The organism is Leifsonia araucanica, from assembly GCF_051161895.1.
GTDB lineage: Bacteria > Actinomycetota > Actinomycetes > Actinomycetales > Microbacteriaceae > Leifsonia.
Window position 1 is genome coordinate 3,156,107 of record NZ_JBMBTW010000002.1, and the last position, 26,093, is coordinate 3,182,199.

24 protein-coding genes are annotated in these 26,093 nt (G+C 68.9%); 16 read left to right on the plus strand and 8 right to left on the minus strand.

Annotated elements, in window-relative coordinates; all coding sequences use genetic code 11:
• Positions 1-28: 28 nt before the first annotated feature.
• From ACN6M5_RS15270 to ACN6M5_RS15295, 6 genes are all read right to left on the minus strand, one after another.
• Positions 29-1,102 (minus strand): glycoside hydrolase family 5 protein, encoded by a 1,074-nt coding sequence (locus ACN6M5_RS15270; RefSeq protein WP_434951090.1) that lies wholly within the window; start codon positions 1,100-1,102, stop codon positions 29-31.
• Positions 1,099-2,370 carry an enolase C-terminal domain-like protein gene (locus ACN6M5_RS15275; protein WP_434951092.1) on the minus strand — a complete coding sequence of 424 codons (1,272 nt, stop codon included), beginning with the start codon at positions 2,368-2,370 and terminating at the stop codon, positions 1,099-1,101. Before ACN6M5_RS15275 ends, ACN6M5_RS15270 begins: the two co-directional genes overlap by 4 nt.
• Complete coding sequence (locus ACN6M5_RS15280) at positions 2,363-3,271, minus strand: NAD-dependent epimerase/dehydratase family protein (RefSeq protein ID WP_434951094.1); 909 nt, start codon at positions 3,269-3,271, stop codon at positions 2,363-2,365. Before ACN6M5_RS15280 ends, ACN6M5_RS15275 begins: the two co-directional genes overlap by 8 nt.
• Positions 3,268-4,239, minus strand: coding sequence for a carbohydrate ABC transporter permease (locus ACN6M5_RS15285; protein ID WP_434951096.1), 972 nt, complete (start codon positions 4,237-4,239; stop codon positions 3,268-3,270). Before ACN6M5_RS15285 ends, ACN6M5_RS15280 begins: the two co-directional genes overlap by 4 nt.
• On the minus strand, positions 4,239-5,201 hold the full coding sequence (locus ACN6M5_RS15290; protein ID WP_434951098.1) for a carbohydrate ABC transporter permease: 963 nt from the start codon (positions 5,199-5,201) through the stop codon (positions 4,239-4,241). Before ACN6M5_RS15290 ends, ACN6M5_RS15285 begins: the two co-directional genes overlap by 1 nt.
• 62 nt (positions 5,202-5,263) lie before the next feature.
• Positions 5,264-6,625 (minus strand): extracellular solute-binding protein, encoded by a 1,362-nt coding sequence (locus ACN6M5_RS15295; RefSeq protein ID WP_434951100.1) that lies wholly within the window; start codon positions 6,623-6,625, stop codon positions 5,264-5,266.
• Between the two features lie 335 nt (positions 6,626-6,960).
• Between ACN6M5_RS15295 and ACN6M5_RS15300 the strand changes: the two genes are divergently transcribed.
• Positions 6,961-7,992, plus strand: coding sequence for a LacI family DNA-binding transcriptional regulator (locus ACN6M5_RS15300; protein WP_434951102.1), 1,032 nt, complete (start codon positions 6,961-6,963; stop codon positions 7,990-7,992).
• 45 nt (positions 7,993-8,037) lie between these two features.
• Here ACN6M5_RS15300 and ACN6M5_RS15305 read toward each other — a convergent pair whose 3' ends face one another.
• Positions 8,038-9,819, minus strand: a complete 1,782-nt coding sequence (locus ACN6M5_RS15305) for a hypothetical protein (protein ID WP_434951104.1) — start codon at positions 9,817-9,819, stop codon at positions 8,038-8,040.
• A 334-nt stretch (positions 9,820-10,153) separates the two neighbouring features.
• Here ACN6M5_RS15305 and ACN6M5_RS15310 point away from each other — a divergent pair, with 334 nt between their 5' ends.
• From ACN6M5_RS15310 to ACN6M5_RS15330, 5 genes are all read left to right on the plus strand, one after another.
• Complete coding sequence (locus tag ACN6M5_RS15310; RefSeq protein ID WP_434951106.1) at positions 10,154-12,349, plus strand: FN3 associated domain-containing protein; 2,196 nt, start codon at positions 10,154-10,156, stop codon at positions 12,347-12,349.
• Between the two features lie 85 nt (positions 12,350-12,434).
• Complete coding sequence (locus ACN6M5_RS15315; protein WP_434951108.1) at positions 12,435-13,337, plus strand: nucleoside hydrolase; 903 nt, start codon at positions 12,435-12,437, stop codon at positions 13,335-13,337.
• 95 nt (positions 13,338-13,432) lie between these two features.
• Positions 13,433-13,711: a hypothetical protein gene (locus ACN6M5_RS15320; protein WP_434951110.1), complete on the plus strand. Its 279-nt coding sequence runs from the start codon at positions 13,433-13,435 to the stop codon at positions 13,709-13,711.
• A 189-nt stretch (positions 13,712-13,900) separates the two neighbouring features.
• A complete protein-coding gene (locus ACN6M5_RS15325; protein WP_434951112.1) occupies positions 13,901-15,097 on the plus strand; it encodes an ice-binding family protein in 1,197 nt (398 codons plus the stop codon).
• A gap of 39 nt (positions 15,098-15,136) precedes the next feature.
• Positions 15,137-15,751, plus strand: coding sequence for an HAD family hydrolase (locus ACN6M5_RS15330; RefSeq protein WP_434951114.1), 615 nt, complete (start codon positions 15,137-15,139; stop codon positions 15,749-15,751).
• Here ACN6M5_RS15330 and ACN6M5_RS15335 read toward each other — a convergent pair whose 3' ends face one another.
• Positions 15,752-16,513, minus strand: coding sequence for an alpha/beta fold hydrolase (locus ACN6M5_RS15335; RefSeq protein WP_434951116.1), 762 nt, complete (start codon positions 16,511-16,513; stop codon positions 15,752-15,754).
• Between the two features lie 72 nt (positions 16,514-16,585).
• Between ACN6M5_RS15335 and ACN6M5_RS15340 the strand changes: the two genes are divergently transcribed.
• The 10 genes from ACN6M5_RS15340 to ACN6M5_RS15385 all read left to right on the plus strand — a co-directional run bounded on the left by ACN6M5_RS15340 (position 16,586) and on the right by ACN6M5_RS15385 (position 26,052).
• Positions 16,586-17,011: a hypothetical protein gene (locus tag ACN6M5_RS15340; protein ID WP_434951118.1), complete on the plus strand. Its 426-nt coding sequence runs from the start codon at positions 16,586-16,588 to the stop codon at positions 17,009-17,011.
• 158 nt (positions 17,012-17,169) lie between these two features.
• Positions 17,170-18,000 carry an ABC transporter ATP-binding protein gene (locus ACN6M5_RS15345; protein ID WP_085369546.1) on the plus strand — a complete coding sequence of 277 codons (831 nt, stop codon included), beginning with the start codon at positions 17,170-17,172 and terminating at the stop codon, positions 17,998-18,000.
• 11 nt (positions 18,001-18,011) lie between these two features.
• Positions 18,012-18,872: an ABC transporter permease gene (locus ACN6M5_RS15350; RefSeq protein ID WP_085369706.1), complete on the plus strand. Its 861-nt coding sequence runs from the start codon at positions 18,012-18,014 to the stop codon at positions 18,870-18,872.
• A 126-nt stretch (positions 18,873-18,998) separates the two neighbouring features.
• The gene (locus tag ACN6M5_RS15355) at positions 18,999-20,111 is read left to right on the plus strand and encodes an ABC transporter substrate-binding protein (RefSeq protein WP_434951121.1); all 1,113 of its coding nucleotides are present in this window, start codon (positions 18,999-19,001) and stop codon (positions 20,109-20,111) included.
• 97 nt (positions 20,112-20,208) lie between these two features.
• Entirely contained in the window at positions 20,209-21,273 is a 1,065-nt protein-coding gene (locus ACN6M5_RS15360) for an LLM class flavin-dependent oxidoreductase (protein ID WP_168688445.1), read from the plus strand.
• Positions 21,270-21,929: a cysteine hydrolase family protein gene (locus tag ACN6M5_RS15365; protein WP_434951123.1), complete on the plus strand. Its 660-nt coding sequence runs from the start codon at positions 21,270-21,272 to the stop codon at positions 21,927-21,929. Before ACN6M5_RS15360 ends, ACN6M5_RS15365 begins: the two co-directional genes overlap by 4 nt.
• A 5-nt stretch (positions 21,930-21,934) precedes the next feature.
• Positions 21,935-23,260, plus strand: a complete 1,326-nt coding sequence (locus ACN6M5_RS15370; protein WP_434952420.1) for an NtaA/DmoA family FMN-dependent monooxygenase — start codon at positions 21,935-21,937, stop codon at positions 23,258-23,260.
• A 13-nt stretch (positions 23,261-23,273) separates the two neighbouring features.
• Positions 23,274-25,052, plus strand: a complete 1,779-nt coding sequence (locus ACN6M5_RS15375; protein WP_434951125.1) for an MDR family MFS transporter — start codon at positions 23,274-23,276, stop codon at positions 25,050-25,052.
• A complete protein-coding gene (locus tag ACN6M5_RS15380; RefSeq protein ID WP_085369930.1) occupies positions 25,052-25,546 on the plus strand; it encodes an NADPH-dependent FMN reductase in 495 nt (164 codons plus the stop codon). The genes ACN6M5_RS15375 and ACN6M5_RS15380 overlap by 1 nt, the downstream gene beginning before the upstream one ends.
• Positions 25,547-25,551: 5 nt before the next feature.
• Positions 25,552-26,052: a flavin reductase family protein gene (locus ACN6M5_RS15385; RefSeq protein ID WP_256922011.1), complete on the plus strand. Its 501-nt coding sequence runs from the start codon at positions 25,552-25,554 to the stop codon at positions 26,050-26,052.
• Positions 26,053-26,093 lie beyond the last annotated feature (41 nt).

Here is a 26,093-nt window from a genome sequence, read left to right on the forward strand (position 1 = left end):
TCTCGTGCGCGCCAGGGTCGAACCCGGTTCACGATACGTTGACGGTGGGCGCCACCACCCCGAGTAGCGCGCGGTCGAACCGGAGTGTGTCGCTCGCAGGGGCCCCCGGTTCCGTGTCGGCGAGGCCGAAGGGTCCGCGCAGATTCCAGAGGGCCCACCCGATCCCGTGCCGTTCGAGCACCCGGAACGCCGATCCGAGCCAGGCCGCCCGCACTGCCGCGGGGGCGGTCGCGTATGCACCCATCTCGCCCACGTGCACCGCCCCTCCCGCCTCCACGAGGTCGAACCAGGGCTGCAGGATGCGCTCCAGGGCCGCCTCGTCCCAGGTCGCCACCGTCTCGCCCGGCAGCGGAATGTAGCCGTCGCGCAGCGCGCCCGCGAGGCCCGTCTGCAGCGGCCAGGCCGGCTCCGCCGTGGTCGGCGCGACCCAGGGTGCCCGGTGGTGCGTCAGTTCGAACGGCTTGTAGAGGTGCACCGACGAGATGACGCGGGGGTGCAACGCCCATTCGGATGGCGGCGGGCGGAGGCCGGCATCCCAGCCTTCGAGCACGACGGTCCGCTCCGGGCTCACCCGCCAGATCGCCTCTGCTGTGCGCCCGAACACCGTGCCGAACACGGCATCGTCGGTCTCTGGCGGCTCGTTGAGCAGGTCGAAACTCAGTTCCTCCGCTGGGATGTGCGCGTAGCGCCGGGATAGCTCGACCCAGAAGCCGCGGAACAGCTCCTGGCAGTCCGGGTCGGTGAACAGGTCGCCCGGCTCGGGCGTATCGAAATGCGAGCGCGAGTTGATGCAGTAGCCGGGCGCGCGATGCAGATTCAGGCTGATGTGGATGCCGGAGGCGCGGCCGAGCTCGATCGCCCGGTCGATCAGCACGAGCCGACTCTGGTCGAGAGTGCGCGCGTACGGCCCCACGCCGAACCACAGGTACGACAGCGGGATGCGGGCGTACGTCAGCCCGAGGTCCGCGAGCGCCGCGACATCCGCTTCCTGGATGCCCTGACCGAGACGGAGCGGGAACTGCTCGGCCCAGCGCACGCTGGTCGAGAACAGCTCGATGAGGTTGACACCCCGCCACGCGACCGTCGAGCGCTGGACGTTCACGGCGCGTACAGGCCGCCGTCGAGTCCGCGCACCCCCGCGGCCCACTCGTCGTGGCCGGACAGCCCGGCGGGGTAGCGCGCCGCCTCCCGCTCGTCCAGGTCGATGCCCCAGCCGGGCGCCTCGTTCGGTGTGAGCCAGCCGTCGACGATGCGCAGCGTGCCGGGGAAGACCGCGTGGGTGGCGTCGTTGTAGACGTGGCCCTCCTGGATGCCGAAGGCGCTGGTGGTCACGTCGACGGCCACGTTGGCCGCCGCTCCCACAGGGGAGGTGTCGCCCGGAGCGTGCCAGGCGGTCCGCACCCCGAAGAACTCGGCGAGTGTGGCCAGTTTCTTCGCCGGGGTGAGGCCGCCGATCGCGGAGATGTGGGCGCGGATGAAGTCGACGCCGCCTCCGCTGATCAGTCTCGCCGCGTCGGTCAGCGACGTGGCGAGCTCGCCGACCGCGATCGGCACCGGCGACTGTGAGCGCACCTCGGGGAGGCGGTCCCAGTGTTCGGGGGCGATCACGTCCTCCAGGAAGAACAGCCGGTACGGCTCGAGAGAGCGGGCGAGGGCGACCGCCTGCTTGGGCGCGAGGCGCGAGTGCACATCGTGCAGCAGCTCCACGCCGTCGCCCAGCCGCTCCCTGGCCTGCTCGAACAGCCGCGGCAGGCCGGCCAGGTACTCGCCGACGTTCCAGCCGCGCGGGTACGGGGCGCCGGCGCGCGGCACACCGTCGACCACAGGCGCGCCGTATGTGCCGATGCCGGTCTGCCCGGACTGCAGCCGCACATGGCGCCAGCCCTGCGCGACGAACTCCTCCGCCTGGTCCAGCGTGCTCCGGATGTCGCGGCCGCCCGCATGGATGTACGTGTCAGCCGCCGCGCGCACCTTGCCGCCGAGCAGCTCGTGCACCGGGAGCCCTGCCCGCTTTCCGGCGATGTCCCAGAGCGCCATGTCCAGGCCGGAGAGCGCGTTGTTCTCGACCGGCCCCTCGCGCCAGTACCCGGAGTACCTGGCCAGCCGGGTCAGGTCGCCGAGGTCGCCGGGGTACCGGCCGACGACGAGCGGCGCGAGGTGCCGCTCGACGAAGGCGACCACCGCGTGCCAGCGTTGGGTGAAGGTGGCGCAGCCCAGGCCGTAGAGCCCGTCGATGTCGGTGTCGACCCGCACGACGACCAGCGGAGTGCCTTCGGGGGCAGTCACGATCGCGCGGATGCCGGTGATCCGCACTCCCTCGCGGGCCGGCCACGGCTGGTCGAAGGTGCGGAACGGGGCGGTGTCAAGCACGGAGGGCTCCCAACTCGAGTTCGTCGTCGGCCAGGTCGGGCCGGTGGATGGAGTGCTGCGGTTCGAACCCGAGCAGATCCCGGGCTGCGGTCAGATCGACCAGCGGTCCGCGCTCGCCGAGCGGGCCGCGGACGGGGACGGCCGGCGCGTATGTGCCCAGCAGTTCTGCGGCCGGGCGGTCGATCAGCAGATCGCCGGCGCTCAGGCCCACGACGTGCGCTCCGGTCAGAGGCGCCGTCAGGGCCAGCTCGACGGCGCGCACACCGTCCCGGATGTCCAGGTACGCCCAGCCCTCACGCGCCATCGCCGACGGATCCTTCTCCGCATCCTCGGCGCTGCGCAGAAGGGTGTCCCTGTCCTTCACGAGCGGGAAGCGCAGGGCGACCGTGCTGATCCCCCAGCGCCGCCACGCCATCCGGGCACTCGCCTCGTCGGCCTGCTTGGACAGCGAGTAGCCGTCCGCGATGTCGGCGGGGATGTCCTCGTCGAGCGGGTAGTACGCGGGCATGGTGTCGTTCGGGTTCATCGGCACGCCGAACGCGTTGATGCTGCTGGCGATCACGGCCCGCCGCACGCCGGCCTCTCCGGCCTGTGCAAGCACGGTGAAGGTCGCGACCACGTTGGTCCCGAACACCACGGCCGGAGTGCCGAGCGATGGATGCGGGATGGCGGCCAGGTGGACCACCGCGTCTGCGCCCTCCAGTGCACGCGCGACCACGCGGTCGTCGCGCGCATCGCCGACGATCACGCGGTCCGCGGGGCTCTCGGCGGCGAAGTCGAGCGAGAGCGCCGTCACCGCGATCCCGAGCCCGAGGAGGCGTTCGGTGGTCGCGCGTCCGATCGACCCGTCCGCTCCGGTGACGAGGACGCGCCGGGGCAGCCCGCCGTTCGCGCCGCTCATCCCTTCACCCCGCCCGACATGCCGACGCCGCGCAGGAACGAGCGCTGGAAGACGATGAACAGCACCACCGGGATCAGCAGCGCCAGGAACAGCCCCGCCATCTGGATGTTCAGCTCGCTGCGCGCCGCCAGCTTCGGCAGCGCGACCGAGACCGGCTGCAGGGCGGGGTCGGGGAGCACGAGCAGCGGCCACAGGTAGTCCTTCCAGGAGGCGATGACGGCGAGGAGCGCGACCACGCCGAGGATCGGCCGCGAGAGCGGAAGCACCACGGTCGTGAACACGCGCACGTGGCCGGCCCCGTCGATCCGTGCCGCCTCGAAATATTCGCGCGGAATCGAGTCGAAGAAGCGTTTGATGACCAGCACGTTGAAGGCGCTCGCGGCGGCAGGCAGCCAGACCGCCCAGTATGTGTTGGTGAGGTTCGCGCCGATGACCGGCAGCTTGAGAACGGTCAGGTAGAGCGGGACGAGCGAGACGATGCTCGGGATGAAGAGCGTCGCGAGGATCGCGCCGGACAGGATCGGCCCCCACTTCGGCCGGAGCACGCTGAGCACGTACGCGCCGGTCGTGCAGACGAAGAGGTTGGCGATCATCGCGCCGAGGGCGAGGATCGCGGTGTTGCCGAGGTAGTAGCCGATGTGGCCCTGATCCCAGGCGGTCGCGAGGTTCTGCCACTGCACCACGCCGGAGGGGAACAGCGCGAGCGGTTCGCGCAGCGTGTCCTGGGTGGGCGAGATCGCCGCCTTCAGCAGCCACAGCAGTGGGCCGAGACCAGCGATGACCAGTCCGATCAGGATGAGGACCTGCACGATCGTCAGCGGCACCCGCACCCGCAGACGCTTGCGGTCGCTGAACGAGATGACGCTCCGTTCGTCGCCGTCCGCGCTGCGGCGGCGCGCACGCCGCCGCCGGGCGAGCGGGGCGTCGAGCCGCGCCTGCTCGTCGCTCTCGAGGAGTGAACTGCTCATCAGTCGGTGCTCCATTTCCGCGTCGCCAGCTGGTAGACGGCCGACAGGACGCAGAGCCCCGCGGCCAGCAGCACGCTCAACGCCGTCGCCGCGCCGTAGTCGCCGTTGACGAACGCGTAGTTGTAGATGAGGAGGAGGATCGTCGTGGTGGCGCCCTGCGGGCCGCCGCCCGTGAAGAGGTACGGCTCGGTGAAGAGCTGCATGGTGCCGATGATCTGTAGCAGCAGCATGACGAGGATGATCCCCCGGATCTGCGGCAGGGTGATGTGCCAGACGCGCGACCAGATGCTCGCGCCGTCCAGCTCGGCGGCCTCGTAGAGCTCGGCGCGCACCGAGGTGAGCGCGGCGAGGTAGATGATGACCGCTGTGCCGGACGCTGCCCAGGTCGCCTCGAGCACGATCGAGGGCATGGCGGTGGCCGTCGAGTCGAGCCAGGGCTGGGGCGGGATGCCGACCGCGCCGAGGATCTCGTTGAACAGACCGTCGGGCGACGAGTCGTAGAACACCTTCCACAGCAGGATGGAGACGACCGGCGGCACGATGACCGGAAGGTACGCGAGCGTGGTGTAGATCCACGACCGGCCCTTGAGCTCCGCCATGAAGATGGCGAGGAAGATCGGCAGCGGGAAACCGAAGACGATCGCCAGCACCGTGAAGTAGAGGGTGTTCAGCGTCGCCTGCCCGAGCTGCGGGTCCGCGAGCACGTAGGTGAAGTTGCTGATCCCGACCCACTGGGCCGGGTCGACGAGGTTCGTCTTCTGGAGGCTCATCAGCAGTCCGCTGAGGATCGGCCCCCACGAGAAGTAGAGGAAGATGACGACGATCGGCACGGCGAACAGCACGACGACCAGGCCGCCCTGGCGGTACCACGTGACGAACCGGTTCCGCCGGCGCGGTCCAGAGCGCTCCGTCGCGCGGGGCGCGGCTTTCGGGATGGTCGGGGCTTGCTCCCGGATGACCATGGTGACTCCTTCGGGATGTGCGGCCCGGCGCGCACCGCCTGGTGCGCGCCGGGCCGTGGGCGTCAGCGTCCGAGCTTCGCCTGGACGGCGCCGGCCGCTTTGGAGAGCAGTCCGTCGATGTCGGCATTCTGGTCGGTCAGCACGGCCTGGACCACCGGGTCGAGGGCGGCGTACACCTCCTGAGCGTGTGACGCGGGCTCGGGGATGATCTTCTGATCGGCCGCGACCTTCACGTACGGCGCGAAGTTGTCCACCTGCACGTTGACGTACGGCTTGATCCAGTCGTTGTATTTGGCCTGCTGGTCGGCGCTCAGGACGGGCAGCCCCGGCACGCCGACCGGCTGGTTGTCGGCTGCGCTGGCTTTCGCCGTGGCCGTGGCCTTGTCCTTGTCCTGGTACTTGGCCAGGTAGTAGAACTCGATCCACTTGATCGCCGCTTGCTTCTGCTCGTCGGTCGCCTTCGGGCTGACGACTTGGACCGATCCGCCGGAGAGCGTGCCGTGCTCGCCGCCGTTCTGGGGCAGGCCGCCGACGGCGAAGTTCTTCGGGTCCATGCCGTTGGTGACCACGGACGCGGAGTACTGGTCGGGCGCCGACATGAACATGCCGATCTTGCCCGCGGCGAACTGCTGCGCCATCGCGTCGAGGTCGATGAGCGTCGTGCTGGGCATCGAGCCGTCGGTCCAGCGCATCTGCTGCAGGGCCTTCAGCGCATCCTTCGATGGCGTGCCGTCGAAGGTGACCTTGGTGCCGTCGGCGTTCTCGACACTGCCGCCGAACGCGTAGGTCTGGGTGGTGAACATCCAGCCGCCCTGACCCTTGGTGGTCAGCTGGGCGTATCCGGCGGCGCCGGTCTTCTCGGTGATCTGCTTGGCGTCGGCCCGGACCTCGTCCCAGGTCGTCGGAGGGCTGTCCGGGTCGAGCCCGGCCTTGGTGAACAGGTCGCGGTTGTAGACGAGGCCGACGGAGTATGCGGAGGTCGGGACGCCGTAGGTGTGCCCGCTGCTGTCCTGTGCCACCTTGAGCACGGTCGGGTTGAGCTGGTCGATCAGCTTGCTGCTCTTCAACACGTCGGTCAGGTCGGCGACCTGTTTGCGAGCGACGAGCCCCTGGGGCTCGGTGAACGGGACGCTGAGGACGTCTGGCATGTTGCCGCCGGCGACGAGCGCCTGGAACGTGGTGGCGTCCCAGGCGGTCTCCATCGGTTTGAGCGTGATCGTCGGGTTGGCCTTCTCGAAGGCCGTGACCTGGCTGTCGTAGAAGGCGCGATTGTCCTTGTCCGACGCGGCCGGGCGGTCGCCGATCCTGATGGTCACCTTGCCGTCGCCGCCGTCGGATGAGGGCGAGCTCGAGCATCCGACCAGTGCGGCGAGCACAGCGATGCCGGTCGCAGCAGCGACGACGGCCTTACGCGATGGTTTCATCTTTGAAACTCCTTGGTTGCTGCGGCGCGGAGGGCCGCGGTTCTCCGGGTTGGAATGGATAGCGCAAATGCTTTCGCACACGCAGTCTGCCTCACCGACCCGCCAGAAGCAAGCGATTCCGGAATCTGCGCAATCGATTGCGCGAAATCTGGATCGAAACGTTCATCCGCGGGTGAGTGGCGCGCGCAAGGGTTTTCATTCTGCGATCGACGGGCGCGGGCTTCCGTCACGGCTGGCGGGCGCGAATCGGCGGTCGAGCGAAATCGCTTACACTCGGAGGACGCCGGGGCGTCTCCCCACTAACGTAAGGTGAGCGCCATTCCCGAGGAGGACGGATGACGAAGCGGGCCAGCATGAGCGACGTCGCGCGCGCGGCGGGCGTCTCGCTCACCACTGCGTCGCGGGCGCTCGGCGGGGTCGGCCGGGTCTCGGCCGAGACCCGCGCGAAGGTCATCGAGACGGCGGAGCGACTGCAGTTCCAGCCGGACATGATCGCCCGCTCCTTCGTCACCGGCCGCAGCTTCATCGTCGGCGTGCTGGCAGAGGCGGCCCAGGGGCGCTTCAGCATGCCGCTCATCGTCGGCGCAACCGACCTGCTCGGACGCGAGAACATCGCAGCCGTCACCCTCGACGCGCGGGGCACTCCGCGGCGGCTGAACGACTACCTCAAGCGGCTGCGCTCGCGCCGCATCGACGGCATCCTCGTGGTCGGCGACGACCCCAACCGTGCGAGCCTGGTGCTCTCGGAGGACTTCGCGGTACCGGTCGTCTTCGCCTCGTCGTCGGCCACCCCGGAGACCGACTACGTCGTGGCACCCGACAACCGCGCCGCCGGCCGCATCGCCGCCGAGCACCTGATCGGCCTCGGCCGCCGGAACATCGCCCACGTGACCGCCGCCGTCCACGAGCCGGCGGTCGACGCGCGCGCCTCCGGATTCGCCGACGCGATGGAGGCGGCCGGCATGAAGACCGCCCTCGGCGGTCCCCTGTACGGCAGCTACCTCCAGCGCTGGGGTACCGACGCGGCCGAGCGCATCCTGGCCGGCGGCGAACCCGTCGACGCCATCTTCGCGGCCAACGACGAGATCGCCATCGGGCTCTTCGCCGAGTTCCACAAGCACGGCATCCGGGTTCCTGACGACATCGCGATCGTCGGCTACGACAACCGCCTCGCCGGCGTCCGCCGGCCAGACGACCCGTTGACCAGCTTCGACCCGCAGCTGCTCACCGTCGGCGAGCGCGCCGCGAAGCGCTTGCTCGCGGCGATCGCCGGCGAGAGTGAGCCGGGGATCGAGTACGTCGAGCCGAGGTTCATCGTCGGACGTTCGACGGTCGGTCCGACGCTCGAGCCATACGACCTGCTCTGACGCGACCTGCTCTGACGCGACCTGCTCTGAGGCGCGATCCCGGGCTCAGGCCGCCGCCCACGTGAAGGTCTCCCAGCCCTGAAGGCGAGGCGCGTTCGCCAGGACAGGCGTGTCCGTCGTGTCCTGGCGGGCGCTCGCGAACTGGCCGTCGGCATACGACACCAGGCCGACCCCGCCCCCGCCGAGCGGCACCCAGCGGAACGACTCCCAGTCGGCGACAGCGGTGACCGCCGCGGTGAGCGGCGAGCCCGCCGTCGCCTGCCACGCGCTGACGTACTTGCCGTTCGCCTGCGCCTGCAGCGCGACGAGGCCGTTGCCCGCATCCACGACGGTGAACCGCTCCCAGGTGTCGACGGCCGGGGCCACGGCTTGCAGCGGGGCGGTGCCGTCATCCTGCTTCCTGGCGCTGACGAACAGTCCGTTCGACGATTTCAGCGAGATCGTGGCGCCGACCGGCGCGGGGTTCGCGACGGCGTCCGGATGGGCGAACACGTCGTCCTGGTACGCGCTGTACGGCGGGTCGAGCGGGGTGCCGTCGCCCTCGGTCAGTCCCCACGCCGCACCCTGGTCGAGGCTGAAGTACATCGCCGACTGGAGCCCGACCGTGGTGCGGGCGGCGCGGAACTCCGCGAGCTGCGCCGGGATGTATGACCCGCGGTGCGTCAGGTCGTCGTTCTCGTTCGAGTTCCACTCGGTCACCATGAAGGGCCGGCCGTAGCGTGCCTTGGCGTAAATCGGGAGATTGAACGATGGGCCGGCCCCGTCCGTCCCGATCCGGAAGAGATCGCCGTCGACCTGGTAGTTGTGCCAGGTCGTGATGTCCCAGCGCACCTGCGGATGGCCACCCGACCCGTCCGGCTGCATGCCGTCCCAGAGGGCGTCGGCCGCTGCGATGTCAGACCGGCAGAAGTTGATGCCGCACTGTGCAGACGGCTGCACCTGCTTGATCCCGTCGATCAGGCCGAGCATGAAGCCGCGCATGACCGGCCAGGTGGCGTTGTTCCAGTCGATCGCCTTCGTGCCCGCGTCGTTGATGTGGTCGGCGGCGACGAGGTTCGGGTCGCGGGTGAGCTCGTTGCCGCATTCGTACATGGTGATGCCGAGCGGCGCGAGGGCCGTGGCCACCCGCACCGCGATGTCCTTGGCGGCGGCCCTGGCTTGCGCCTCCGAGCTGTACAGCAGGTTGTGGTTTCCGTCCTGCAACCCGGCGTCGATCACCGGGAACACCGTCTTGCCCGCCCCGGTGACCGCTTGCGCGATGGTCCTGGCGCGGGCGATGGTGTCGTCGCCGCCCCCGGTGTTGATGCGCAGCACCGTGGCGCCGACGGCACCCATGGCGGCGACGACCGCGGTGGGGGACAGCGCCGTGTCGTAGTGGGTGTTGACGCCGTACATCATGCCGGCGGGAGCCACCAGAGGGATGCGCGGATCGGTGACCTTCAGCCACACGTCGTTCAGGCAGACGTACCACTGCCCGGACGTGTTGGTGCAGTAGACCATCCCGCCGTACCAGAGCAGCACAGCCACGTTGTATGTGTTGCCGACGGTCGCGCCGTTGCGGTAGATCACTCCGCCGGAGACCGTCCAGACGGCGCCTCCGTTGTCGGTGATCGACGTGGCGGACGGGATGGTGGTGCCATCCGGCGACGCATTGGGCGAGTCGCCCATCGGGCGGATACCGAGCGGAGAGGCCGAGGCGCGGACCGGCGGTCCTCCGGCCGCGAGGGCGAGCGAGGCGGTGGCCGCCGCAGCGGCCACCGTGCCAAGGAAGATCCGTCGCGGGATGGGCGCGGGCTCGTTCATGTTCGTGACTCCCGAGTTCGTCACGGCGCACACACGTCGTCGTGAGGCTGGTTGCAAACGCGCAATCGTTTGCACAGCCCATGATGGGACACGACCGCTCTCAGCGCAAGGCCTGCTCCGCAACGGACGCCGGCGGCAGATTCGGCGATTGACACCCGCGCTCCCCGGGCCTAATCTGACCGAGCCGCGCGATTCCGCGCGAAACCGATCCCATTTCGAACGACGGAGTTCACAGGTGAAGATTCGATCGTTATCCGTCGCGACCGCGCTGGTCATGCTTGGCGTCGTCGCGATCCCGACATCAGCGCAAGCAATTGCGCATTCCACGAGTCGCGGAGGAAGCAGCTCCGCCGGCTCCGTGCCGGCCGGCTGCCCGGCCGCGACCCCCAACCCCACGTCCGACAACGTGACCGACTACCAGCTCGATTCCAACGTCGTCGGGGCGGGACGCTGGTCGTACGAGTCGATCGACGGTGACGCTGTCAGCCTCCTGAGCAAGGGCGGAAGCGGTGCGTTCGCCGCCGACGAATGGGCGGCGGACACCAGCAAGCCCGAGCACGCCTGGTTCGTCAAGGCCGACGGCTCGATCGGCACCGACTGGCGTCCGATCGCCGAGACCTACACGGTTCCGGAGGTCGCAGACGGCAAGAACGTCCACATCTCCGGGAGCTTCACGTCGCCCGGCGGGCGTTTCCGCGTGCTGCTCTCGCACGACGGTCAGAGCGACACGATCGGCAGCCCGAGCGCCTTCACGGAGCTCTACACATACACCGGGACGTCGACCACGTTCGACCTGAACGTCACGGCGGCCACAGGCGACGACATCCTGTTCGTCGACGACGGTGTAGCGACCTGGTGGGTGGCCGGCCAGCTGAAGGCCACGGTCACCCCGCAGCTGTCGACCCCGCCGGCCGTGGTCACCGCGAAGCCAGGGCCCGGCGCCATCGACGCCGGCGACGCTGTCAGACTGTCCAGCGCGACCGACGGCGCATGCATCGCGTACACGACCGACGGCTCCGACCCGACCACCTCGACCACTGCCAAGACGTATACGAAGCCGGTCGTGATCGCGGCCGACACCGACATCAAGGCGGTGGCGATCTCGAAGACGGGCGCACCGAGCGCGGTCTCCGACCTGCCGTTCGTGCTGAATGAGCCGTTCCGCGCCTTCGCCGGCATCAACCAGGCCGGCACCACGGGCCTCACCGCCGGTGTGCAGTGGTCGCGGCAGGACTTCGACTGGGGAACGGTCGAGCCGGCGAAGGGGCAGATCGACCAGGCGGCCCTCGCCGAGTACGTGCGCCAGTTCCGCGAGGCGAAGGCGCACGGTGAGACGATCCTCCCCGTGCTCGCCTACACGGCGGGCTGGGCGGCCAACCGCACGGGCTATACGTACGACTTCCACGGGACCACCTACGTCTACGGCCCCGTGCTCTCGGAGCAGAACGGCAACTTCACCCGCCAGCTCACCACCAAGGACGCCTCGGGCACGGTCCTCGAGACAAAGAATGTGCAGACGAACATCGGGCGCACACCGCCGCAGGACCCGGCCGACTTCGCGCACTTCGTGAAGCTCGCGGTCGACACGCTGAAGCCGCTCGGGATCACCTACTTCCAGGTGTGGAACGAGGCGTACCCGGGCTCCGGCTTCTGGGAGGGCGGCATGGACCAGTACATGCAGGACATCCAGCTCCCGGCGGCCAAGGTCATCCACGCGGCCGGCGCCAAGCTCGTCTACGGCGGCTGGATCTGCGGGGCTCCGCTCAGCGAGTACATCGCCCTTCTCGACAAGTGGAACGCGTGGAAGACGGTCGACGTCTACGACATGCACTACATGCCGATCGGCACCATGCAGACGATCTACGCGGCGGCCCAGAAGCGCGGCATCAAGAACCCGTCGGTGTGGCAGACCGAGATCGGTTTCACGACCGAGGACAAGTTCATCGCCGACATCTACCCGCGCGTGTTCCAGTGGGCGCTATCGAAGGGGACGAAGAACATCGATCAGACCAAGCTGATCTACTTCGCCGACTGGTCGCCGAACGACCCGGCCGCCTTCGGGTACAACCGCACCATCCGCAGCGGGTCCGGCCTGAGCACCAAGGGCAAGACGCTGGTCACGTTGGCGAACCTGCTCCGCGGCACGAAGGCCGAGGTTTACGACGACTTCACCACGTCGCCCGGGCTCAAGCCCGAGCTGAACGAGGCGCTCTCGACGGCCAACGGGTTCCGGCTCGACGGCGACCGGGTGGTCCTGGCGATCGATCTCAAGCGTCAGAACCAGGCCGACATCTTCGAGGACCAGGCGACGGGGGACACCATCCACCTGAACTTCGGGAACCCGACGATGACGGTGACGCTGCGGAACGTGCACGACGTGAAGTCCCTCAACCGCGTCGACCTGTTCGGCAACACCACGCCGCTGACCTGGAAGAGCACCGGCAGGAACACCATCCAGGTGCAGGTCCCGATCATCGACGCCGACCCCACGGTGCACGATCTCAACCAGACCGAGAACGAGGACGTGTTCTACCTCTCCCTGCAGCAGGGCTGAGCAATATGACAGGGGGGCCGTCGTCCGGATCGGGCGGCGGCCCCTCGCCACGACGGCATCCGCCCGGAAGGAACCGGAGCACGGCATGAAGCATCTCATCGTCGAGACCGACGTGTTCAGCGACGTCGACGACATCGGCGCCCTCGCCATCGCGCATGCCCTCGCAGACGAGGGCCGGTGCGAGATCCTCGCGATCGGCGTCAACACGCCCAGTATCTACGGCGTGCCGGCCGTGCGCGCCGTCAACGGATTCTTCGGACGACCCCGCATCCCGGTCGGCCGCTTCGCGACTCAGGACGAGTCCGTCTCCGAGCCCGACTATGCCAAGTTCATCGCCGAACACTACGCGGTTCCCGCGGCCGAGCGCGACGAGCTCGCCGTGACGCTCCACCGCCGCGCCCTCGCCGAGGCTGCTCCGGGATCTGTCACCGTCATATCGCTCGGCTTCTTCGGCAACCTCCGCGATCTCATCGAGTCCCCGGCTGATGAGGTCTCCGAGCTGGGCGGCAGAGCGCTGATCGCCCGGGCGGTCTCCCGCCTGATCGTCATGGGCGGCCGCTACCCCGAGGGCCACGAGTTCAACATGGCGCGCGATCCGGTCGCAGCGGCGTCCGTGCTCTCGCTGTGGCCGACGCCGATGGATTTCGTCGGCTGGGAGACGGGCTTCGAGGTCGTCACCGGCGCGGACCTGTCTCGGAGCAGCGAGCGCAACCTCGTCGGCGCCGCCTACCGGAGATACTCCGGTGAGGGCGCCGGCCGCGAAAGCTGGGATCTCATCGCGATGCACTACGGCATCGTCGCCGACCCGAGCTTGTATACGCCGTCGCCGCACGGGACGGTCGTCGTGGCGGAGGACGGGACGACCCGCTTCGTCGCGCGCACTGGCGGCAGCCACCGCTACATCTCACTCGCCGTCGAACCGGCGATGGTCGCCCATGCCCTCGATACCCTGCTCGAGCGGTCAGTCCGCATCCAAGCCCGCCGATGACGAGTGACCGCCGTGTTCGCCGCCCGGGACACCGACGTGGCGAAGATGCAGCCCGTGGGTTCATCACTGCACGCTGCAGGAGTACGGTGCAGGTGATGATGGATATGCAGACGATGGTCCGGACGACCGTAGCGATCAATGGAACCGGCTACTTCCTGGCGCAGGGCCAGGATATTGAGGGTCTGCAGAACCGGATAGAGGCGGCCAGTGCCTCGTCGGGACGGTTTGTGAGCTTCACCGTGGTCGGCAATCGAGCGGTGAGTGTGCTCATCACCCCGCGGAGCCAGGTGGTGATCTCCGTCGAGACGGTCCAGTTCGACCCGCGGGACACGGGAGACGACGAAGAGCCGTTCGGCGGCCTCTTCGACTTCTGATCCGTGCGGGCGGTCGTCTGACCGTTCCTGGGAGTTGCTCTCCTTTGCTAGGCGACCAGAGCGTTACATGATAGACATCAGTCAGTAGAGGCAGACCGGGCGGTATCGCATTCTGTTCATAACCCTTTCCCAACTGAGGGATTGCGTGTGACTATGCATCGTTCTCGTCGTATTCGTTCCGGTTTGATCGTGCTCTCGATCGCGGCCGGCGGCTGTCTGGCTCTCGTCGCCGGAGGCGCGGCCCAGGCCGCGACCACCATCAACGGCCCCATCGATCTGGGGAACGCCACGTCGTTCGGCGTTCTCGGCGGGAGCGCGGTGACCAACACCGGCCCCTCCGTGATCAACGCGGATGTCGGCGTCAGCCCCGGCACGTCGGTCACCGGTTTCACCGGGCCTCCCGCGGGCAGCTTCACGGGCACCCTGCACCAGACGGACGCGTTCGCGGGTCAGGCGCAGGCAGACCTGACGACAGCATTCAATTCGGCGGCCGGTCTGACGCCGACCACGTCGGGGCTCGGCGATCTGACGGGCAAGTCGCTCACACCGGGCGTCTACTCGGGCGGTGCGCTGTCACTCACCGGCAACCTCACCCTTGCTGGGAGCGCGAACTCGGTCTGGGTGTTCCAGGCGGCAAGCACCCTGATCACCGGGTCCGCGAGCACGATCACGCTCACCGGCGGAGCCTCGTCGTGCAACGTGTTCTGGCAGGTGGGAAGCTCCGCAACGCTCGGCAGCTCGTCTCTCTTCGTCGGAACGATCATGGCCGACCAGTCGATCACAGCGACCACCGGCGCCGCCGTCAGCGGACGCCTGCTCGCTCGGACCGCGGCCGTCACCCTCGACGACAACACGGTCACGCTGCCCAGTGGATGCGCGGCTCCCGCCGCACCCGTCGTCACCGGCAGCCCGGCGATCACCTCGGGCACACCGACGGACGGGGTCGTGGGAACGCCGTACTCGTTCGACGTGACCGCATCCGGAACGCCGGCAGCCACCTTCGCCGCGACCGCAGGCACCCTTCCGGCCGGGCTTCAGCTGAACACGGCGACCGGTGAGATCTCCGGCACCCCGACAGGCGCGGGCAGCAGCACGTACACGATCACGGCGACGAACGGGGTCGCGCCCGATGTGTCGGCCATCTACACGACGACGATCACCCCTGCGGCCGTCGTGGGAACGCCAGGAACGCCAGGAACGCCGGGAACGCCGTCAACGCCAGTGACCCCGCAGGATGTTGCGGCTCCGACGACCGGCGCGGGCGAACTCGCGAACACCGGCTCCAACGCGGACGGTGTCTGGTGGATCGGCGGTGCGGCCCTGGTCGTGTTCGGCACCCTCCTCACGCTCGTCCTGTCCCGTCGCCGCGGCGCCCATCGTCAGTAGCCGTTTCGCCGATCCGGGCGGGTGCGAGAGGATCGTTGGATGATCCGCGTAGTGCTCTTCGACCTCGACGGCGTGATTCGGCACTTCGACCCGGCGCACGCCGCAGACATCGAACAGAGACACGGGCTGGAGGCGGGAACGCTCGAAGGCATCGCGTTCGCGCAGCCACTGATCGACGACGTCACGACCGGTCGAATCAGCAGAGCCGACTGGATGCGTCGGCTCGGCGCCCTGGTCGGCAGCGCGGCGGCCGCGGGGGAATGGGGTTCTCAATCGCCGGTCGTCGATGAGGAACTTCTGCAGCTTTCCGACGAGATCCGCGCCGTGGGGCTGAGGACGGCCGTGCTCACGAACGGGACGGACACCATCCACGCCGAGATCGCCGCGATGGGTATCGGCAACAGGTTCGATGCCGTCTTCAACTCGGCCGATATCGGGTACGTGAAGCCCGACGTCCGTGCCTTCGGGCACGTCCTCGACGCCCTCGGGGTCGAGGCGGAGGACGTGTTCTTCACCGACGACTCCGCCTCGAAACTGGTGGGCGCAGACACTCTTTCGATACGAACCCACCTCTTCGAGGGCGTGGCCGGCCTCCGTCGTCAGCTCATCCAGGCAGGCGTCGCCGTCACCGAGCCCGAGCGCGTTCGCCGATAGTCACGCAGCACCGTCGGCCGCACGCGTCAGGAACGCCAGGATCCTCACCGCGGCTTCGCGCGGCTCGCGGATCATCGTCTCGTGCCGGTGACCGGGCACCTCCAGGTACTGAGCGCCCGGGATGGTCTCCGCCACCTCCGTGCACCAGGGCCGCGGGCAGACCCGGTCGTCGGCTCCGCGCAGCACGAGCGTCGGCACCGCGACCCGCGGGTAGGCGCGTTCCGGACGGTGCACCAGCATGGCGTGCAGCTTGCGCCGGAGGTTCGGGCCGGCGCGCAGGTATTCGCGGCCGCCGCGGTAGAGGACGAGCGGCTTCTCCGGGGCGAGGTCACGCAGCAGCCGCCAGAGCTGGGGCGCCAGCCGGCGCGCGCTCGGGTCCACCGTCGGCGCGACCAGCACCAGTCGCTCGACGAGTGCGGGATGCCGCACGGTCAGTTCCGTGGCGATCTGCGTGCCCATCGAATGGCCGATCACCACGACGGGGCCGTGGTCGCGCGAGCGGAGGTAGGCGGCGAGGAGATCGGCCGTCCGCTCCATCGTCAGGGTGCGCGGGGGCTCGGGGGCGTCCCCGTATCCGGGCTGGTCGATGGCGACGACGCGGCCGTGGGTGGCGAGGATGTCGACGAGTCCGTCGAAGACTTTGCGCCCCATCCCGATCCCGTGGATGAGCAGGAAGACCGGGCGCCCGTCGCCGCGTTCCTCGGCGATCAGCGTCGCACCGGCGTGAGTGAACTCGACGATGACGGGAGCTGGCTCTGACACGGTACGACGATAGCGCGGCGGCTGCGATCGGGCGGAAACACCCGCGAAACGTCGTCCATCTACGCTTGCGCCATGTCCTCGTCGAATACGAGCGGGTCTGGGGAGTGGCGGCGATTCACCGATGGTTCGATCGAGCGGGAGATGCTCGTCGCACTCAGTCACCGCGTCGGTGCGGCCTTGCGCCCGCGGTCGCTCACCCTGGCGGGCGGCACGAGGGTCGAAGTCGAGGGGATGGATCCGGCCGGCACCGTCGTGGTGCAGCTCGTGGCGAACCAGGGCGCGTACAAGCCGTCGTATCGCAACAAGGTGATGGCCGACATGTTCAAGCTCCTCTGGCTGCGGTCGAGCGTTCCCGAGGTGGAGCGCGCCGTGCTCGTGGTCACCGCGCTGACCGCCCAGGCGCTGAACGGCTGGGTGGCCGTCGCTGCCGCCGACCTCGGCGTCGAGGTCTACGTGTTCGACGGCCGTGAGGTGGCCTCGCTGCCCCGCCAGAGTTAACGTGCGCGCAATCTTGCGGTGCTGCTGCACGAAACACGGCCTGAATAGGTTGGGGTCATAACAAGCGGACTCCGCGTGGCAGACATCGAACTCGCTACGCACGCTCTCCGCCATCTGGGAACGGGCATGTGTGTCCGTACACGGTATGGAGGGTGCGAATGGTTACACCAGCGGTAGAGCTGAGTTCCGTCGGCAAGGTCTACGGATACGGCCCGTCGGCGATGATCGCGCTGAACGACGTTCAGCTGTCCATCGAACCGGGGAAGTTCGTCAGCCTGATCGGGCCGAGTGGATGCGGCAAGTCGACGCTCCTCCGGATCGTGGCCGGCCTCGAGACCGCCGATCGCGGAGACGTGCGGGTGCACGACGTGACGCCCGCGGAGGCCGGAGCGGCGAAACTGATCGGGCTGGTTCCGCAGACCCCGGCACTCCTGCCGTGGCTGTCCGTGCTCAAGAACGTGACACTGCCGCGGAAGATCAACCCGGGCGCTGCCAAGCGGCGGGAGCGCATCGGCGACCTGGCCACCCGCCAGGAGGGCAGCGGCGCCCCCGACATGCTCGAACTGCTCGACCGCGCCGGACTCGCCGAGGCCGCCGACAAGCTCCCCGCCCAGCTCTCCGGCGGGATGCAGCAGCGAGTCGCCATCGTGCGGGCGTTCGGGCTGCAACCGGATGTGCTGCTGATGGACGAGCCGTTCTCCGCGCTCGACGAGTTCACGCGTGAGAGCTTGCAGGACCAGCTGCTCGACCTGTGGGACGAGCTGAAGACGACCGTGGTGTTCGTGACCCACTCCGTCTCCGAAGCCGTGCGCATGTCGGACACCGTCGTCGTCATGGCGCCGCGACCGGGGCGCATCGTCGACGTGATCGACATCGACCTGCCCCGCCCGCGCAACCAGAAACTGTTCGAAGAGCGCCGGTTCCACGAATACGAAGACCTGATCAGAGATCGCCTGCACACCGCGTGGCGATCGACGGATGCGGCGTGAGGGAGATCGAGATGACTGTCGCAACGAATCGGGTCCCCGTGTCGCAGCACGTCGAGGCCGAGCCGCCTGCCGAGCTCTCGCGGTTCAGTCTGAAGCATCCCCGGTCGCGGATCGCGTGGATCCGGCCGGCCGTCTGGCTGCCGCTGGTGGTGATGCTCGCGGTCCTCGCCGTCCTCTGGCAGTGGGGCGCAGCATCCATGCCGTACCTGCTGCCGCCGCTGCAGGCCATCGGCGACTCGCTGGCGGGCAACCTCGGCTACTACCTCGGCAACGCGCTGATCACGCTGGGGGAGGCGACCGCCGGGCTGGCCATCGGCTTCGTCGCCGCCTTCGTGGTCGCCGTGCTCATCAGTGAGCTGCCGGTGGCGCGGAGAGCCATCATGCCGATCGCCGTCGTGCTCAACGTCACGCCGCTGGTCGCCATCGCTCCTGCGCTGGTCGTCGCGTTCGGCTTCGGGCCGCTGCCGAAACTGATCATTACGGCCCTGATCTGTTTCTTCCCGATCCTGATCAACACCGCGGTGGGCCTCCGGTCCGTGCCGCAGCAGGTGATGCAGGTGTACAAGACGATGAACGCCTCCCGGCTGGAGATGCTCGTGCACCTGCGGGTGCCCAACGCGTTGCCGTACATCTTCGCCGCGCTGCGCATCGTCTTCCCGCTCTCGATCATCGGCGCCGTCGTGGCCGAGCTCTCCGCATCCGGTTCGACGGGCGGACTCGGAACCGTCATCAGCGTCGCGTCGTCGATGAACCAGCTCGCCGTCGTCTACTCCTCGATCTTCGTCCTCGCCGTCATGGGCGTCCTTCTGCTCGCACTCATCACGCTGATCGAGCGGCGCGTCCTGCACTGGCACGAGAGCTCGACGGACTAGCCGACCGCCGCTCACCGACCACCTCACGCTGCCGCTCCCGCGGCAACGGCGGTCGTCCCGTGTCTCCACCCACCCACAGCACCCCCTGCACCACCCCTGCACCACCCATCCCCGAAGGAGTGACCCATGCAGCACCGCTTCATCAAGACCGGTCTCGCGACCGTCGCCGCTGTCGTCCTGACGCTCGGCGTCGCCGCGTGCAGCTCCGGCGCCCCGGCAGATTCCGCATCGGCCGGGAGCGCGATCTCCGCCGACCGCTGCGCGAAGAACAAGGCAGCCGGAACGATCAACTACCTCTCCGGATACCAGTTCCAGTCGTCGGCGTCGATCCTCGAATACATCGCCGCGAGCAAGCTCGGCTACTTCTCCGACCTGTGCCTGGATGTGCAGCTCAAGCCGGGCAGCGGCGACACCGCTCAGAACACCAAGCTCCTCGCGAGCGGCCAGGCGACGGTGTCCGCCATCTCCCAGCAGGACCTCATCCAGGCCAGGGCGAACGGCATCGACATCGAGGGCATCTCCTCCTATTCGAACGCTGGGCTCGACATCCTGATGACGAACCCCGGCATCACCGACCTCACGCAGCTCGACGGTCAGGTCGTCGGCCACAAGGGCTACGTGCCCGCCTCCGTCGAAGCGATGATGGTGAAGGCCGGTGTCGACTGGAACTCGCTGAAGCTGGTCAAGGAGGGCTACGACCCGTCGGTGCTTCCTCGCAAGCAGGACGGCCTCGCCGCCCTCACCGGATTCATCTCGAACGAGCCCAACCAGCTCAAAGCGGCCGGAGACAAAGTCACCGTCTGGCAGCCGGTGAAGTACGGCATCCCGAGCTCGCTCGGTGCGATGGCGGTGAACCCGGCGTTCGCCAAGGCCCATCCGACCGCGGTGCAGGACGTCCTCCGGGCCGCGCTGCACGCCTACGAGTACTGCACGGCCAATGACGCGAACATCGAGAAATGCGTCGGCTTCGCGGCCGACCTGTCCGGCGGAGCGACGTACGACAAGAAGCTCAACGCCACCATCTGGAAGACCGAGACCCAGGTCGTCGCCGACAACCCCACTCCCGGCCAGCCGCTCGGCGGGATGGATGCGGAGAACATCACGAAGCTCGTCGACATGCTGCACCAGTTCGAGATCGTGCCCGCCGGCGTGACCGGGACGGAAGCCGCCGACTGGTTCGACGACTCGTACATCAAGGCCATCTACAAGGGCGACGCCCTCATCTGGCCCGCGCCGTAGCCCGGACAGCACCGACCCCGGGGCGGGGAAACGCCTCCCCGCCCCGGGTACCACCAGCCTCAGCACCAGCACGGAATCGCACTGAAAGGCCCGCAGAATGTCAGCGAAAGACTATGGAATCTTCCTCCCCATCGGGAACGGGGGATGGATGCTCTCGACCACCGCCCCGCATCCGGAAGCCTCATACGCCTGGAACAAGCGAGCCGCGCTGCACGCCGAGAACATCGGACTCGACTTCATCATGTCGATGGCCAAGTGGCGCGGATTCGGTGGCACCACCGACCACTGGGGCCGCTCTCTCGAATCGATGACGATGATGTCGGCGCTCGCCGAAGCGACCGATCGCGTCAAGATCTGGGCGACGATGCACGCCAACGTGCACAACCCCGCCGTCGCGGCGAAGATGTACGCCACCCTGCAGGACGTCTCCGGCGGTCGCGCAGGCATGAACATCGTGAACGGCGCGTACGCGGGCGAGTTCGAGCAGTTCGGCATCTGGGACGAGACGCTCAGTCACGCCGACCGGTACGCGATGACCGAGCTGTGGACCGAAGCGGTCACCCGGCTCTGGAGCGAGGACTCCGTGACCATGCACACCCCGTACTTCGACCTGGTCGACTGCGAATCGCGGCCGCACCCCTCGTCGCAGCCCACCATCATCAGCGCGGGGAAGTCGGAGGCCGCGCGGGCGTTCCAGGCCCGCTTCGCCGACGGCGCATTCCTCGCGGGCGACAGCCTGGAGGAGATGACGGAACTCTCCGCAGACGTTCACGCCCGTGCAGCAGCCAACGGCCGGACCTGCAAGACGTACTCGATGCTCACCGTCGTGCAGGACGAGACGGATGCGCTCGCCGACAAGAAGGTGAAGGAGTGGGGAGCAGGGGTCGACCGCGAAGCGCTGGCCAACATGCGCGCATCCTGGGGTGTGCCGGAGGACCAGGCGCGGGCCTGGGCATCCGGCGCTGTCGGCGAGGCCGCGTTCCAGACGGCGTACGTCGCCGGGTCCGCTCAGACCGTGACGGAGCACATCCAGTACATCGTCGGCGAGGCGGACCTCGACGGGCTGATGCTGATCTTCCCCGAATACGACCAGGACATGGTGCTGTTCGGTGAGACCGTCCTCCCCGCTCTGCGCGCGCACGACGAGGCGGGCACCCGATGAGCGCCCTCCGCGACGCGCAGTTCGGGCAGCTCACCGCATCCGGAAGCAGCCCGGCGCTGGTCGTCGTCGACGTGCAGCGCGACTTCGGCGACCCGGCGGCGCTCGGGGCGTACGGCCTGACCGACGAGGTCGTCGCCGTGCTCGACGCCACCGTCACCCGCATCGCGGCGCTGGTCGACAGTGCCAGGGAGCTCGGCGTGCCGGTGGTCTGGGTGGAGCTCGGCAGCGATCCGGCCCGGCCGTGGAAGTCCAGCAACTGGTTGCGCGACGGCGACTACGACGCGCCGATGGGCGAGACGGAGCCGTGCATCGTCGGGACGGCAGGCGCCGAGTGGTACCGGATGGAGCCCGCCGCCGACGAGCTCCGGGTGGTCAAACGCGGATACAGCGGCTTCCTCGGAACGGACCTCGACGAGCGGCTGAGGGCGAACGGCTACGACTGGCTCACCATCGTCGGGCTCACCAGCGAGTGCTGCGTCGACGCCACCGCACAGGATGCGATGCAGCTCGACTGGCCCGTGGTGGTGCCGAGGGACGCGACAGCGGCGTACGACCTGGCGGTCCACGAGGCCGCGCTCGTGCAGCTGGAACTCAACGTCGCCGTGATCTCGGACGTGGACGAGGTCGTCGGCCTCTGGAAGAAGGCGACATCGTGAGCGGAATGCACATCGCGTACGACCTCTCCTTCACGCACACCGAGGGCCGCTGGACGCAACCGGGGTCGTGGGTCGGCCAGCAGTTCCCCGACGTGCGCATGTACATGGAGGTGGCCCGCACCGCGGAGCGCGCGGGGGTCGACATGCTCTTCTTCGGCGACGGTTCTGGAATCCCCAGCACGTGGCGAGGCAGCATCGACCCTGCCGTGGAGTGGGGCATCCAGTGGCCGCGCCAGGACATGTCGCCGATCATCGCCGCCATGTCGACGGTGACGGAGAACATCGGGTTCGGGCTCACGTACTCGTCGACGTTCATGCACCCGTTCTACGTCGCCCGCCTGCTCAACTCGCTCGATCATGTGACCGGCGGCCGGATCGCGTTCAACGTCGTAGCGTCGAGCCGCGGGGCGGATGCGGCCAACTACGGATACGCGCAGCTGATCGACCACGACCTGCGCTACGAGCGCATGGAGGAGTTCATCGGCGTCTGCCGTGCCCTGTGGGACTCGGTGGCCCCGGATGCGATCATCCGCGACAGGGCGACCGGCCGGTTCGCCGACCCGTCGAAGGTGCGGGCGATCGACCACGACGGGCAGTTCTTCACCGTCAAGGGACCGCTGGCCTCCGTGCCGAGCCCGCAGGTGCATCCGGTGATCGTGCAGGCGGGTAACTCCCCGCGGGGGATCGCCGGCTCCGCGTCGTTCGCCGACCTGATCTTCGGCTTCGGCGGCAACCTCGCCGGGCAGCAGCGCCATCGCCGGATGCTCGACGAAGCCCTCGTGGCCGAAGGGCGCGACCCCGCGCACATCGGCATCCTCTGGGCGACCCAGGTGATCGTCGGGCTCACCGCGCAGGAGGCGCAGACCCGCCGCGACGCCGTCGTGGACTTCTGGACGGACGAGGCGGTCGGCACCATGCTGTCGCACAACGCCGGCTACGACTTCTCCACGCTGCCGGCATCGTTCCGGCTCGGCGAGCTGCGGGACGAGATCGTCGCCGCCAACGCCAGCCCGGCCGGATTCGTCGGGGCACTGGTCGCGGAGTTCGGCGACGAGCACACGATGTCGAGGACGGAGTTCTTCGAGCACGGCTGGGAGGCGGCGACCGGCCTGGACCACACGATCGTCGGCGACGCGGCGACGGTGGCCGATGCGCTCGAGGAGAACTTCGCGCTGACCGGTTCGCGCGGCGGGTACATGCTGTCGAGCCCGCTCTCCATGCCATCCGGCCTCGCCGAGCTGAGCGAGTCGCTGGTGCCGGAGCTGCGGCGTCGGGGCGCACTCGCCCCGCGTTATCCGGGTGCGACGCTGCGCGAGAACCTGGCGGTGTGACGTGAACGGCGTCGTGCGACAGGGGACACGCGACTGGCTCGCGCTCGGCAGCCTGTGCCTCGGGTTCTTCATGCTGCTCCTCGACAGCACGATCACGTCGGTGGCCCTGCCGGCGATGATGACCGGGCTGGGCGCGACGCAGACCCTCGCGATCTGGGTCAACAGCGGATACCTCATCGCATACGCGGTGCCGCTGCTGATCGCGGGCAGGCTGGGCGACCGGTTCGGGCACCGGCGCGTGTATCTCGTGGGGCTGGCAGCGTTCACGATCGGATCCCTGCTGTGCGCCGTCGCCCCGTCGGTCGGCTGGCTCATCGGCTGGCGCGTCGCACAGGGTGTCGGGGCGGCGCTGATGACCCCGCAGTGCCTCACGATCATCCGGTCGCTGTTCACCGCGCCGCGACTCGCGGTCGCGCTCGGGATCTGGGGAGCGGTCGGCGGGGCGGCGACGGTCGCGGGTCCTCTCGTCGGCGGGCTGCTGGTCGGGACTGCAGGGTGGCCGGCGATCTTCGCGGTCAACATCCCGATCGGGGTGATCACAGCGGTCGCGGTGCTGCTCTGGGTGCCCGTCTCCGAGCGCCGGTCGGCGCGCATCCCGCTGTGGGCGATGGTCGGCAACGCGCTGGGTCTCTTCGCGCTGGTGCTCGGGATCCAGGGCACGGTCGCGTCGTCGGCGTCCGTGGCGGGCGTTCCGCGCTGGGCTCTTGTCGTGTCTGGTGCCCTGGTGGTCGCTGCGGTCATCTGGCTGCAGCGCCGAGCGGCCGACCGCGCGCTCCTTCCCCTCTCGCTGTTCCGCAGCCGGGGGTTCGTGACCGCGTCGTGGGGAGCGGCGGCTGCCGCATTCTGCGTCGGCTCCGCGCCCATCCCGCTCATGCTCGCCCTGCAGGACGACCGAGGGCTGGCTGTGCTGACCGCGTCGCTCGTGCTGGTGCCGATGGGGGTCGTCTGCCTCGTCGCCGCGCCGATCTCGGCCGCGATGAACAACTCGGTCGGGCCGCGGGTGGTCGCGATCATCGGAGCCGTGGCGCTCGTCGTCTCGATCGGCGGCACGGCTGCGCTCATCGCGGTGGCGGCTCCGCTCTGGACGATCTCGGTCGCGTTCGCGCTGTTCGGGATCGCCAACTCGTTCATCTGGTCGCCGTTCTCGATCGCGACGGTGACCTCGGTCGACCGGTCGTCGGTCGGAGCGGCATCCGGCACCTTCAACTCGCTGAAACAGCTCGGCGCCGTCCTCGGCAGCGCGGTCACCGCTGTGGTGCTCGCAGCCGCCGGCAACGCCGTCGCGCTCGGCGTGCTCGCCGCCGTGGGGGTGCTGAGCGTCGTGGCGGCGTCGCTGCTGCGGCTCACGCCGCCGAGCGCCGAAGTGAACGGCCTCCTCGTGGGCGTCGTGGTGCCCGGTGAGGGCGCTGGGCACGGACTCGGTTACCCGACGGCGAACCTGGCGGTCGAGCATCCGGTCGCTGCGCCTGCCGATGGGGTCTACTTCGGCGGGTTCCGTGCGGATTCGTGGCCGGCCCCACTGCCTGCGCTCGTCTCGATCGGGACGAACGACACCTTCCCCGGTCGCGCGCACACGATCGAAGTGCACGTCCTCGACTTCGACGGCGACCTGTACGGACTGCGCGCAGAGGTGAGCACCGACCGGCTCATCCGCGCCCAGCGGACGTTCGCCAACGCCGACGAGCTGATCGACGCGATGCGCGAGGACGAGCGCGGCGCCCGGTCGCTGCTCGCCGAAAGCCGGCACAGAGAGACAGAAATCCAGCACCGAGTAGAACGGACGAAGGTCTGATGGTCACAGCAGCAGTCATCGTTGGCAACCCGAAACCCCATTCCCGCACCCGTGACGCCGCCGAGCGCCTCGCCGCAGCCCTCGGGGCCACGTCGACGACCGTGGAGGTGTCCGAGTTGGGGGCCGGCCTGCTCGGGTTCGGCGACCCGCTGGTCGCCGACGCGGTGGCGCACGTGCAGCGCGCAGACATCGTCATCGCCGCTTCGCCCACGTTCAAAGGCACGTACACCGGCCTGCTCAAGCTCTTCCTCGACCAGTTCGCGACGGGAACCGGCCTGGCCGGTCAGGTCGCGGTGCCGGTGATGCTCGGCGCCGGCCCCGCTCACGCGCTCGCGCCGGAGCTGAGCCTCAAGCCGGTGCTCGTGGAGCTCGGGGCGATCTGCCCGGCCCAGGGCCTCTACCAACTCGATTCGCGCTACGCGGACGAGGGCTCGCTCGACACGTGGGTCGCCGCGTGGGCACCTGCCATCCTCGGTTTCGTTCGAGAGAAGTGATCGCCATGACCATGATGTACGACTTCACCACCGACCCGGAAGAGATGCGCGCGGCCTTCTCCGGCTTCCCCTCCGGGGTCGCCGCCCTCGCCGCGTCGATCGACGGGGAGGCGGTGGTGATGATCGCGTCGTCCTTCTCGGTCGGAGTGTCCTACGAGCCGCCGATGGTGTCGTTCGCTGCGCAGCGCAGCTCGACCACCTGGCCGCAGCTCGCGGCGGCGCCGGTGATCGGAGTGTCCATCCTCGGAGAGGGTCACGCCGAGAAGACCAGCCAGCTCGCCTCCCGCGACAAGAGGAACAGGCTCCTCGGCGTGCGCAAGGCCGAGGTCGGCTCCGGCGCGATCTTCCTGGAAGGCTCGCCCACCTGGCTGGAGTGCGTGGTGGAGCACAGCTATCCGGCCGGCGACCACGACATCATCGTGCTCCGCGTCCTCGCGATGATGAGCGACGAGCTCCCGACGCCGATCGTGTGGCACCAGCGTCGGGTGAAGATCCTGCAGGGGTAGGTCCGGACGAGAGCCGTCCGCCCACGCGCGTGCGCAGTCAG